This is a genomic window from Acinetobacter sp. V89_4 (assembly GCF_029967875.1).
Lineage (GTDB): Bacteria > Pseudomonadota > Gammaproteobacteria > Pseudomonadales > Moraxellaceae > Acinetobacter > Acinetobacter oleivorans.
Genome location: NZ_JASCAI010000028.1, coordinates 280,725 through 292,769, shown reverse-complemented (window position 1 = coordinate 292,769; position 12,045 = coordinate 280,725). Strand labels below are relative to the sequence as shown.

11 protein-coding genes are annotated in these 12,045 nt (G+C 40.0%); 2 read left to right on the top strand and 9 right to left on the bottom strand.

What is annotated here, in order from left to right; genetic code table 11:
* Nucleotides 1-14 precede the first annotated feature (14 nt).
* Genes maiA through QLG01_RS13060 form a run of 3 tightly spaced genes read right to left on the bottom strand, consistent with a single transcriptional unit; the run spans nt 15 to nt 2,935 of the window.
* Nucleotides 15-653: a maleylacetoacetate isomerase gene (gene maiA / locus QLG01_RS13070; RefSeq protein WP_013197796.1), complete on the bottom strand. Its 639-nt coding sequence runs from the start codon at nt 651-653 to the stop codon at nt 15-17.
* Nucleotides 650-1,870 (bottom strand): 3-hydroxybenzoate 6-monooxygenase, encoded by a 1,221-nt coding sequence (locus tag QLG01_RS13065; protein WP_282496629.1) that lies wholly within the window; start codon nt 1,868-1,870, stop codon nt 650-652. The genes maiA and QLG01_RS13065 overlap by 4 nt, the downstream gene beginning before the upstream one ends.
* Before the next feature lie 27 nt (nt 1,871-1,897).
* Nucleotides 1,898-2,935: a cupin domain-containing protein gene (locus QLG01_RS13060; RefSeq protein ID WP_282496628.1), complete on the bottom strand. Its 1,038-nt coding sequence runs from the start codon at nt 2,933-2,935 to the stop codon at nt 1,898-1,900.
* Between the two features lie 154 nt (nt 2,936-3,089).
* Here QLG01_RS13060 and QLG01_RS13055 point away from each other — a divergent pair, with 154 nt between their 5' ends.
* Nucleotides 3,090-3,983, top strand: coding sequence for a LysR family transcriptional regulator (locus QLG01_RS13055; protein WP_192835590.1), 894 nt, complete (start codon nt 3,090-3,092; stop codon nt 3,981-3,983).
* Nucleotides 3,984-4,085: 102 nt separating this feature from the next.
* On the opposite strand, the gene QLG01_RS13050 is transcribed toward QLG01_RS13055, so the two are convergent.
* The 3 genes from QLG01_RS13050 to QLG01_RS13040 all read right to left on the bottom strand — a co-directional run bounded on the left by QLG01_RS13050 (nt 4,086) and on the right by QLG01_RS13040 (nt 8,588).
* The gene (locus QLG01_RS13050; protein WP_005305585.1) at nt 4,086-5,477 is read right to left on the bottom strand and encodes an amino acid permease; all 1,392 of its coding nucleotides are present in this window, start codon (nt 5,475-5,477) and stop codon (nt 4,086-4,088) included.
* Between the two features lie 108 nt (nt 5,478-5,585).
* Nucleotides 5,586-7,151 carry a CoA-acylating methylmalonate-semialdehyde dehydrogenase gene (locus tag QLG01_RS13045; RefSeq protein WP_282496627.1) on the bottom strand — a complete coding sequence of 522 codons (1,566 nt, stop codon included), beginning with the start codon at nt 7,149-7,151 and terminating at the stop codon, nt 5,586-5,588.
* A 54-nt stretch (nt 7,152-7,205) separates the two neighbouring features.
* Nucleotides 7,206-8,588, bottom strand: coding sequence for an aspartate aminotransferase family protein (locus QLG01_RS13040; RefSeq protein ID WP_282496626.1), 1,383 nt, complete (start codon nt 8,586-8,588; stop codon nt 7,206-7,208).
* 96 nt (nt 8,589-8,684) lie between these two features.
* Between QLG01_RS13040 and QLG01_RS13035 the strand changes: the two genes are divergently transcribed.
* On the top strand, nt 8,685-9,602 hold the full coding sequence (locus QLG01_RS13035; protein ID WP_282496625.1) for a LysR family transcriptional regulator: 918 nt from the start codon (nt 8,685-8,687) through the stop codon (nt 9,600-9,602).
* Here the strand turns inward: QLG01_RS13035 and QLG01_RS13030 are convergent.
* The 3 genes from QLG01_RS13030 to QLG01_RS13020 all read right to left on the bottom strand — a co-directional run bounded on the left by QLG01_RS13030 (nt 9,599) and on the right by QLG01_RS13020 (nt 11,951).
* Nucleotides 9,599-9,787, bottom strand: coding sequence for a type II toxin-antitoxin system Phd/YefM family antitoxin (locus QLG01_RS13030; protein ID WP_078220864.1), 189 nt, complete (start codon nt 9,785-9,787; stop codon nt 9,599-9,601). The two genes, QLG01_RS13035 and QLG01_RS13030, sit on opposite strands and share 4 nt — an antisense overlap.
* A 61-nt stretch (nt 9,788-9,848) precedes the next feature.
* Nucleotides 9,849-11,117: a DcaP family trimeric outer membrane transporter gene (locus tag QLG01_RS13025; RefSeq protein WP_282496624.1), complete on the bottom strand. Its 1,269-nt coding sequence runs from the start codon at nt 11,115-11,117 to the stop codon at nt 9,849-9,851.
* Nucleotides 11,118-11,273: 156 nt separating this feature from the next.
* Nucleotides 11,274-11,951, bottom strand: coding sequence for an RraA family protein (locus tag QLG01_RS13020; RefSeq protein ID WP_199943145.1), 678 nt, complete (start codon nt 11,949-11,951; stop codon nt 11,274-11,276).
* Nucleotides 11,952-12,045: the final 94 nt, after the last annotated feature.

Sequence of the window (12,045 nt, the reverse complement as noted above, 5' to 3'; positions counted from 1 at the left end):
AAGTTAATCACGACTCAAAATGCATCGGCCTGCTGTTCAGGTGCTGCTTTTTGAAATGCTTCTAAGGTCATGCAATGTTGGTAAATTTCATTAATGTTTGGATAAGCCGATAAATCGACTTTAAAACGCTCGGCAGAAACGACTTGTGGAACTAAATAGGCATCTGCAATAGTAGGTTGATTGCCATAGCAAAACTTTTCGCGACTCTGGTCTTGTTCCAAAATATGCTCTAAAGCTGCAAATCCATCCTGAATCCACTTGGCACACCATGCATTGATTTGTGCCTCATCCAGCCCTAAGTTCTGGCGTAAATATTCAAGAACACGTTTGTTATTTAAGGGGTGAACATCGCATCCAACTAATGCAGCAATAGCACGGACTTTTTCACGACCCAATGCATCTGTAGGCAATAAAGCTGGTTCGGGATATTGTTCTTCTAGCCATTCGATAATGGCTGGACTTTGCAACAAGTTTCCTGATTCAGTTTCAATTACTGGTACAAACCCTTGCGGATTTAAAGCTTTAAAAGCAGCTTGATGGTGTTCATTTTTAGCGAGCGAGATATAAGTTGCTTCGTAAGCCAAACCCTTTAGGTTCAACACAATGCGAGTTCGATGCGATGTACCGCTACGGAAAAAGCTATAGAGTTTCATGCTACATTTCCTTGATAATTTTTCACTGCATCAAGGCAGTTATTGACATTCCAGCCATATAACCATTCCATTGCATCATAAAAACGTTCAGTAGGACGTCCACGCCACAAATCGTTTCGAACCAAGCGTTGTACACCTTTAGCATGGTAAATTTTGCCCATTTCACGTGAAGACAAAACAATACGTGCTGTACGTGCCACACGTGCTTTTTGATAAATATCAAAAGCTTTTAAAATGTCATGGTTGGTAACACGTAACGCTTCACCTAAAGTTACGGCGTCTTCCATCGCCATACATGCACCTTGCGCCATATATTGCGTGGTTGGATGTGCTGCATCGCCAAGTAATGTCACACGGCCAAAAGTCCATGTTTCAATCGGCTCACGGTCTGCGGTTGCCCAGCGGCGCCAGCTTTTAGGTAACTCAATCAATTGACGAGCTTTCGGGCAAATTCCTTGAAAATAAGACAGCACTTCTTCTTTAGAACCATCGGTTACGCCCCACTGTTCTTGCTCACGGCTATGGAACGTCACCACAACGTTATATTCCTTTCCGCCGCGTAGTGGATAATGCACAAGGTGACAATTTGGCCCGACCCAAATACTAGCTGCATTCCATTTCAAGTCTTCAGGAAACTCACTTTCAGGTACAACAGCACGGTAAACCACATGACCTGTAACCAATGCTGGGTCACCCACGTAGGTATCACGCACAACAGATTTAACTCCATCAGCACCGATAAGTGCCTGACCATGATATTGTTTCCCGTTTTGATCGGTAATCGTTACGCCAGCATCATCTTGGTCAACTTTTTGAATATGACAATTAGTGATAATTTCCAAGTTGCCGTATTGTTTAGCGCCTTCGACCAATGAACCATGAATATCGGCACGGTGAATCACTGCATATGGGTTACCAAAACGTTCACGGAATTTTTCATCGGTTGGAATTTTGCCGACCTGATATTCATCAATCGCATCGTGCATAACCATATAGTCGGTATAGACCGCTTTACTGCGAGCAATTTCACCAATTCCTAGCGCATCAAAGGCATGAAAAGCATTCGGCCCTAGTTGGATACCTGCACCGATCTCACCAATTTCAGGCGCTTGTTCAAAAACCTGTACCTTAAAGCCTTGTTTTGCCAAAGCGAGTGCAGCTGCAAACCCGCCAATGCCACCACCAGCAATTAATATCGGTTGTTGAGTATTTGACATGATTTATATCCTTATAAAATATTCTATTTACTGGCGCTCACGCACAGAGTACAAACCCAGTTTCCGTTGTAAGGGCGCTTCATCTGCAATAAACAAATAGCATGGTTGATCAGAGGTATTGATTAAATCAATATGAGAAAAACATGGCGCACATGCCGTATCAGCATTATTTAAATTGAAATCTTTCTGATCAATTTTGACTTGGAGCTGACCATCAATCACATGAAAAATTTGGGCAGTAGAGCGCGGTTGGAGCTGTAAAGTTTCATTTGGTCTGAGCATTAAAGCGGAATAACCAATAATATTTTGGCAGTCATCACCAGTTTCAGGATTAATGTAAGTCACCTGAATTGGAGCTTGATGGTTTTTATCATCTGCAAGCGCATGCAAAACTTTTTTGGTTTCTTTCCAAGAGTAGCGCATGATCGGATACGAGGCATTTTCACGGGTAAAATGTGCAGTTGGTACAATGCCCGTTCCATAATGATGAGCATTTCCAGCACTGGTCACTTTTTGGATTTCACCCGGTTGTACATAAGAAGCTTCCATGTAATAAACCAAAGGTAAATCCAACACATCTAACCAGATCACAGGCTCATCGCCATCATGTCCATGTTCATGCCAAAGCCCTGATGGCGTAAGGATTAAATCCCCATGCTCCATCATGCATTTTTGACCTTCAACCGTCGTATAAGCCCCTTCACCTTCAACAATCAGGCGCACTGCATTTGGGGTATGTCGATGTGATGGCGCCCATTCTTTTGGCAACAAAAGCTGCATGCCAAGATACATGACTGAACTGGCTTTCATATTTTCCAGACCATGTCCGGGATTGGCTAAAACCAATACACGGCGTTCAGCTTTTTCAATTGGTGTTAACTCACCTGCTTCGAGCAATAAAGGTTTAATATTCTGAAAATACCAAGCGGTTGCTACGGTCTGCGGCATCGGTTTATGCGGAGGTAATACATTGCGTAAACTTGGCCATAAAGGGACTAAATTTGATTCTTCAAGTTGACCAAGATAACGTTTTGGCAAGTCATCTAACGTTGCTAACTGTTCCATTTCAGATCCTCTATTTAAGGCCAATTTGTACAAGAATGCTTTGTACTTTTACAGCCTATTCTTCCTTGATTATCAATGTAACAATCGAAAATTGTTGAATCCATGCACAAAAAACAATAGTCTGTATTGATAAAATCAATACAAGGAAATTAAAGTGTTTGATCTTGATACTCGACTTTTACAAATTTTCTTTGAAATTTATAAACATAGTAGTGTGTCTAAAGCTGCCGAACAGCTTGAAATTGGACAACCGACTTTAAGTATTGCGTTAAATAAATTACGTGAGCATTTTCAGGACCCACTTTTTGTACGTATTGAAAATAAGATGCAACCTACTGAGTTATCTAAACAAATATATCCGCTGGTTGTAGAAATTCTGAACCGACTGAAACTGGTTCAAAACTACAATATTGAATTTGATCCACAGACTTCAAATTATCAATTTAAAATCAGCATGACTGATATTAGCCATCTGGTTTTATTACCTAAACTGATCAATTATTTACGTGCACATGCACCTAATATTCGCTTAGAAATTGTCCCTATTGATGCCAATACACCAGTCATGATGTCAAATGGAGACATTGATTTAGCCATTGGTTTTTTGCCTCAACTCGAAGCAGGTTTTTATCAGCAAACGCTTTTCCAGCAACGTTACATTTGTATTGCCAGTAAAGAACACCCGAGGCTTACAGGTGCAACGCTTTCAGACCAAGAATTTCGCCAAGAACTACATGTCGATATTTTTGCAACGGGTGGGCACTACGTGCTGGAGCATGAGTTACAAAAACTGGGAGTAAACCGGAATATTCTGGTTCGTTTGCCAAGCTATTTAGGGGTTGGCTTGGTTGTTCAAGACACAGATGCGATTGCGACCATTCCTCATTATTTAAGTCAGGTGCTTTTAGTCAGAGGTGGTCTAAAAGTTTTAGAACCGCCTTATCATTTTCCGACTTATAGCGTAAAGCAGCACTGGCATGCACGAGTTCATCAAACACCAAGCAACCAATGGTTAAGAAGAGTATGTTTTGAACTTTTTTCTGAATAGAATATTTAAATAGACACCATTAAAAATCTAATAAAAACAAAAAGACTTTGCATAGATGAATAAAATTTCACTACACAAAGTCTTTATAAACTCTTTTTTTAATTAATCTAAATTCATGGCAACCGATCTGGTTGCTTTACGCTTTCGCGTGACAAACAACCCGCAAATGACCACCAATAAAGTTACACCTAATGATAAAGTAGTTTCATAACTATAGGTTGGTGATAAGAACATATAACCTAAAACCGTCATAATCACTAAAATCACAAACCACGTTAACCAAGGGAACAGCCACATTTTAAAAGATATAGCTGCACCCTCTTTTTCCAATTTATGTCTTAAACGTAGTTGTGAAAATGCAATTACAAGATAAACCAATAAAGCAATTGAGCCTGTGGTGGATAGCAAGAATCCAAAGACTTGGCCTGGAAACATATAGTTCACCGCACAGCAAATCACACCAACCAAAGTCGATAAAAATACAGCTGAAGTCGGCACACCTGCTCTATTAATCTTTGTTACAACACTCGGTGCTTCATGGCGTGTACCTAAAGCAAATAACATTCGAGACGAGGTATAAACCGCAGCATTCATACAGCTTGCAACCGCAATGAAAACGACGGCGTCCATAATCAGTTTAGTCTCGGGAACATTTAAACTCATTAATACAAATTGAAAGGTGCCGAATTTTTGTAAGTCTGGCGAACGCCAGTCGACCAAAGCAACAGCAAGAAAAATCGAAACAACAAAGAATAAAATAATTCGATAAAGCACTAAATTCGTTGCACGTTTAATTTTTTCTTCTGGATTTTTAGATTCGGCCGCTGCAATAGAAAGAATTTCTATTCCAAAAAATGAAAATGCCGAGATTAAAATGGCTGATAAAACACCGCCCATTCCGTGTGGCATAAAACCACCATTTGAAAATAGGTTGCCAACCCCACTGACATTTGTTGCTAAAGGCCACATTCCAAATACAGCCATTGCTCCAATGATAATAAATACTACAATCGCAATGACTTTAATGAGTGCAAACCAAAACTCAAATTCACCAAAGCTTTTGGTACTAAAAAAGTTAGCTAGACTGAGTAAAATAATAAAGGCAAATGCATAAACGGCACTAGAAATTTGCGGGAACCATGCGTGTAAAATTTCAGCTCCAGCAATGGCTTCAATGGGAATCACCAACACCCAAAACCACCAATATAGCCATCCAATCGTAAACCCTGCCCAAGGGCCAATTGCTTTACGGGCATATGTAGAAAATGAACCTGTGTCAGGTTGCGCGACCGCCATTTCACCCAGCATGCGCATGACCAGAAAAACTAAAATACTTGTAATTATATAAGCAAGTACGGCAGCAGGCCCTGCTTTTGCAATTGCCGCAGAAGAGCCTACAAATAAACCTGCACCAATAACACCACCAATACTAATCATGGTGACATGTCGATTAGAAAGTCCTTCACTTAATTTTATTGTTTTATCATTGTTCATATTCGATTCCTTCAAATTGACAAACTGATTTTAAAACCGTCTTAAAAATGTACTTCTCCAACTTGTACGAAACAAAAAAGGGAAAATCAGAGTTTTCCCTTTTATTGATTAATTTAATGTAGGCATCGCAAATTGTTTGGCTTCACGGACTTGCGTTGAAGGCCAACGTTGGGTAATGGTTTTACGGCGTGTATAAAAACGCACACCATCTGGCCCATACGCATATAAATCACCGAACAATGAACGCTTCCAACCACCAAAGCTATGATACGCAACTGGTACAGGTAATGGCACATTGACCCCAACCATACCGACTTGAATATTGCTCGTAAAATAACGTGCAGCCTCACCGTCACGAGTGTAAATACACGTTCCATTACCATATTCATGGTCGTTAATCAGTTGCATTGCATCTTGCATGGTTTGTACACGAATGACCTGTAAAACAGGACCAAATATTTCTTGCTGGTAACTTGTCATGTCTGGCGAAACTTGGTCAATTAAAGTCGGCCCAACAAAAAAACCGTTTTCATAACCTGCCGGTTTTGCATCACGACCATCCACAACAATTTTAGCACCTTGTTGCTCTGCACTTTGAATAAAAGCTTGTACTTTGTCTTTATGTGCTTGCGTAATGAGCGGTCCGAAGTCATTACGCTCATTTGCATAGTGCCCAAACTTCAATTGTTTCATTTCTTGTTTTAATTTTTCTATCACAACGTCCGCAACTTCATCGCCAATTGCAACTGCGACAGATAACGCCATACAACGTTCGCCAGATGAACCAAACGCTGCACCTAATAAAGAAGTCACGACGTTATCAATATCGGCATCAGGCATAATAATCGCATGATTTTTTGCTCCGCCTAAAGCTTGGCAGCGCTTACCACTCGCCGTTGCCGTACGGTATATGTACTCTGCAATAGGCGTTGAACCAACAAAGCTAACCGCTTGAATTTTAGGATGGTGTAGCAACGTATCAACCGCCTCTTTATCACCATTTACAACGCTAAAAACACCATCAGGCAAGCCAGCTTGTTTTAAAAGCTCCGCTAAAAATAAGGCAGCCGAAGGCGCTTTTTCCGAAGGTTTTAAAATAAAACAATTACCGCAAACTATTGCCATTGGGAACATCCACAACGGAACCATTGCAGGAAAGTTAAAAGGCGTAATACCTGCAACCACACCTAACGGTTGGAACTCACTCCACGAATCAATATCTGGGCCCACATTTTTTGAATATTCACCTTTTAAAAACTCAGGCGCACCACATGCATACTCAACATTTTCAATGCCACGTTGTAATTCACCTTTGGCATCATGGCAAATTTTTCCGTGTTCTTCTCCAATGAGTTGGCAAAGCTTGTCAGCATTTTCTTCGAGTAATTGCTTAAATTTAAACATCACACGCGCACGTTTAATCACTGGTGTATCACGCCATGCTGGAAAAGCTTGCTCTGCAATTTGAACCACTTGGTTGACCAGCTCAGCGTTTGCAAGTGCAACTTCTTTTGTACTTTCGCCAGTCGCAGGATTATAAACAGGTTGTTTCTTGGTAGTTTTAGTGACGAGTCCACCATCAATAAAATGCCCTACCACTTTAACGGTTTGCTGACTTGAATCTGTTTCTGTGTTGGCAACCATGTTACTGTCAAAATTCTCTAAAGTGTTCATCTTTATTCCTTGTGTCTATTCATCTTTTCCAATTAAGTTTTAAGCCGATCAGTGTTATTTCACTTGATAAATTGCCTCACCCACGGCATTCATGAGTCGCTGCAACTCTGCCTCAGTGCTATTAAACATTGGGCCAAACTGAAGCGTATCTCCGCCAAAACGGACATAGAAACCCGCTTTCCAAAGTTGCATGCCAATTTCAAAACCACGAATCGTTGCATCGCCATCACGTGGTGCTAATTGCACAGCACCAATCAGCCCGCAGTTGCGTATATCAAGAATGTTTGGAGCGCCTTTTAATTCATGTAGAAGTTTTTCAAAGTTTGGAGCCAAAGCAGCCGATTGATGAATTAAACTTTTCTTCTCTAAAACATCGAGCGTCGCTAACGCAGCCGCACAGGCAACCGGATGCGCCGAATAGGTATAGCCATGGGTAAACTCAACCGCATGTTCTGGCAAATCTTGCTGCATAAAGGCATCATAAATTTCATGACTTGCCACCACGCCACCTAGTGGAATAGCGCCGTTGGTAATTTGTTTGGCAAAATTTAAAATATCTGGCGTAACATCAAAATATTCTGAAGCCGTCCAAGTCCCCATTCTCCCAAAACCAGTAATGACTTCATCAAAAATAAGTAAGATATCGTGTTGATCGCAGATTTCTCTTAAACGTTTTAAATAACCAGTCGGCGGCACAATGCATCCTGCCGAACCTGAAACTGGCTCCACAATGACTGCGGCAATATTAGATGCATCATGTAGCTCAATTAACTTAAGCATTTCATTGGCAAGCTCTACGCCACCAGTTTCAGCACAGCCTTTAGTAAAACTTAAATCGGGCTGCAAGGTATGCGGTAAGTGGTCTACATCCATAAGCTGACCAAACATTTTTCGGTTACCACCGATACCACCCAGACTTGTCCCCGCAACGTTTACACCATGGTAGCCACGTGCGCGACCAATCAACTTGGTTTTGCTTGGTTTACCTTTAATTCGCCAATAGGCACGCGCCATTTTAATTGCGGTGTCGGCAGACTCTGAACCTGAGTCGGTAAAGAACACATGCTGCAATTTTTCAGGCATAAGCTGAATAATTCGTTCAGCCAATTGAAACGACAATGGATGACCAAACTGAAATGCCGGTGAGTAATCCAACTTTGCCAACTGAGTACTTACGGCTTGCTGAATTTCAGGAAGCGTATGTCCAGCACCACAAGTCCACAAACCTGATAATGAGTCGTAGACTTCACGGCCAGTGCTATCAATTAAATATGATCCCTTAGCACCGACAATCATACGTGGATCTTTATGGAAATTACGATTTGCAGAAAATGGCATCCAATGCGCTTGATAATTTAAGCTCATCTGAGCATTTAATTGAACGGTTTCCGATGCTGTATCGTCATCAGTTAATTTGTCGATATCAAACATAATCACTCTTCTTGTTTTGAGGCTATTTTTTGAGTGTACATAGCACTATAGTTTTGATAAATTCAAATTATCTTGAGTTTAGATTTAAAAAAACAAAACTAAATGAAACCTAAAAAATTAAATCAAGTCACTGATTTTGATATTAAATTACTTAAAATATTTAAAACGGTTTGTGACTGTCACAGCTTTACTTCTGCCGAAAGTATTCTTGGTATTAGCCGCTCTGCGATTAGTTTGCATATGAGTGATTTAGAAAATCGTCTGGGCATTCGGCTATGCCAACGTGGCCGCGCAGGGTTTGCCTTAACTGATGAAGGTCGTGAAATTTTAGAATATATAGAAGTGCTCACCGCTTCTATCGAAGACTTTCGCTCCAAAGTCAATCAAATGCATAACCGTCTAAAGGGTGAGTTTAATATAGGTATTATTAATAACCTCGTGACCATGCCAAGTGGCTACATTACCAATACGCTGGCACAACTCGCCGAAGAACATTCTGAAGTGATCATTAACATTAGCATGAGCACACTTTCAGATATTGAGTGCCGTGTGCTAGATAACCGTTTACATGCGGGAGCAATTCCCCTTGTAACTCCGCTGTCTGGCCTAGACTATTTTGATTTATATAGCGAAAGTTCATTTTTATATTGCGGTAAAAACCACCCCTTGTTTGGCAAGTGTAACAAGATGGATTTAAATGAATTAAAAAAATGGCAAGCTGTACTTCCCAATTATGCAATCACACCTGAAGCGGCAAAGTTGCACCAGCTTTTAGACTGTAAAGCGACGGCAAGTGACCGTGAAGGCATCGCATTTCTGATTTTAACGGGGAAATTCTTAGGTTTTTTACCCGATCATTATGCAAAAAAATGGGTTGAAGATGGTTTTATGCAAGCTGTTTCAAAAGAAAAAATGCATTACAGCACCCCCATTTGTTTAATTACTCACAAGGGCAAAAACCACAATATTATTTTAAAAACCTTTATGGAGATGCTTGAGAAGCGGATCGTTGGGAGTTAAAAAGCTTTGTTTTTTAATTTATTAAGCTCAAACATCGCATTTTTATATTCAAGATATGCCTTTTCACTGATTAGAACCACAGAGTCTTTCTCTTTTCGCGTAATTTTTACGGCGTAACCTAACAGCACTCTTTCCATGACTTTTGAAAATTGTGATCTTGCATTTGCATAATTAATTTGTTCCACAATATTAGTCCTAATCAGATAAAAGAAAGCCACTTTTGCTATTAAAGTGGCTGTGATTACATTAAAAATTGTATCGACCTAATAAGTTGATTCGAGATAACTTCCCTTCTAAATCTGAAAAAGTTTCTCTCTTACCATAGGTATATTCAACACCAAGATCGACTTTCTCTACAGGCGTCCAAAATAAATTGACGCTTGCATTGATTAGCCTTTTATTTTGATCAGGGTTATTTTCTGAAAAATTTGAATCTTTATAGACAAGGCTACCAGCGGACAAAGAAGAGCGTAAATTTTCATTCCATTTACGCATGTACCCTAACTCGACAGAATCAAATTCACTTAAATACATTCGATTTTGATCAAAGTAGAACGCATCATTATCTTTTGAATACAGCATGTAACGGTTATCACCCGCTATGTGATAGTAATTGAATACAAGTGAGTCATTTTCAGAAAGCTTATACTTTGTGCCTAATCCAGCTCCCCAAGCAAGTTTAGTTTGCTCTTCATTCGTGTCAGAAACTGCTCGATTTTCATGAAGCATACCGTGCAATTGAACCAAAAAATCTGGATTCTTAAATTCATATCGCATGGTTAATGCAGGAAAACGGCTGCCGCCTTCTACATTTTTATTTTCAACATCACCGCCTTCCAAAGCGACTAATAATTTTTGTTTGGCATCAACAACGTGCTGATAACGGATTTGGATATTACGCTGAGTTCCTGTACCCATCGCGCCTGTAAAATCAACCAAACTTGGAGCTGTATCACTATTCACAAAAGGTGAAGTGGTTTGACCAATCAACCAATTTCCTAGTGAAATATAAGCATGTCTAACCCGAACCGAACCATTACCGTTATCTCCGCCACTTCCCATGAAATCAGCTTCTAGTTTTCCAACCAAATCTCCTTTCGAGGTCGGCTTGACGATATCCACTCCTACACGTGAAGTTGCAGCAGAAACATTTAATGATTTACTTGGTGAGTTTGAATTGTCTAATGGTATTGACCCTGTTTTATTGGCAATAGAACGCGTTGAACCTTCAAAATCATATGCGGCATCAACCCGTATATTTCCATAAAATTTAATTTTAGCTTGGTCAGCCGTAACGGGCATTTCGGTGTTTGATGTTTTGTTTTGAACCAAATCAGGTACTTTATTCAATCCATTATTTTTATTTAAATTCTGCTGCTCCATCAAATAATCTATTTGCTGTTGTAATTTAATTATTTTTTCATTTAGCGCTGAGTTACCTTCGCTTTCAGCTTGGGCTTGCTGCAAAGTCATACTCATGAATAACGATAAATAAATAATCCCTTTACGTTTCATGTCCTTTTCCTTTAGACGAAATTATCTAGACCAAATTGAAATTTCCTATTTTTCAATTAGCGACCTAATAATTATTGAGTTAACTTTTGAGAGCCTAACGAAGCTCAACCATTGACTTCGCTAGTTCCGCTCCTGCTCGAATATTTTTGAATGACCTTATTCGGGTAATTCACATCCTTTTTGTTTTAAGCTGTTGATCACCCAGCTACGGTCATTTTCACCTACGGCGATTTGCTCTAATTGCTTTTGTTCAGCTGCATGTTTGGCACTTGCCTTCAGATAAACTTCTTCTACTTCCGCATATGGCACGCTTAAAAGCCCATCTTCATCCCCTAAAATCAAGTCTCCCGGTTCAATTACCATTCCATTGATTGCGATAGGAACATTAATTTCCCCCGGTCCGTCTTTATAAGGCCCTCGATGTGAAACTCCTGCCGCAAAAAGTGGAAAATCTCCCTCTCCAATTACAACCGAATCACGAATCGCACCATTAATAACAATGCCGGCTATACCTTTTTTAACGGCATAAGCAACCATCATCTCCCCAATTAATGCATTGGTTAGATCGCCACCTGCATCAACCACAATGACATCTCCCGCTTGGGCGATATCAATAGCGTAGTGCAACATCAAGTTGTCACCCGGACGCGCCTTAACAGTAATGGCAGGTCCACAAAGATATCCCTTTTTATGCATTGGTCTTAATTGAGCCCCACCTGAAGTCATTCGATTCATTGAGTCACTGACATTAGCGACTGGTAGATCTCGATATTGCTCAATCCATTTTTGCTCAACTTTTCTGTCGTTTTTTAGCACTCTAAAACCAATTGCCATAACTTTTCCCTTACACCAGTTTTCTTGTGCAAATTAATATGACAGTATTTTTTTGAAATGTCATTTCATTTTTAAATTTAATTTAACTAAAATT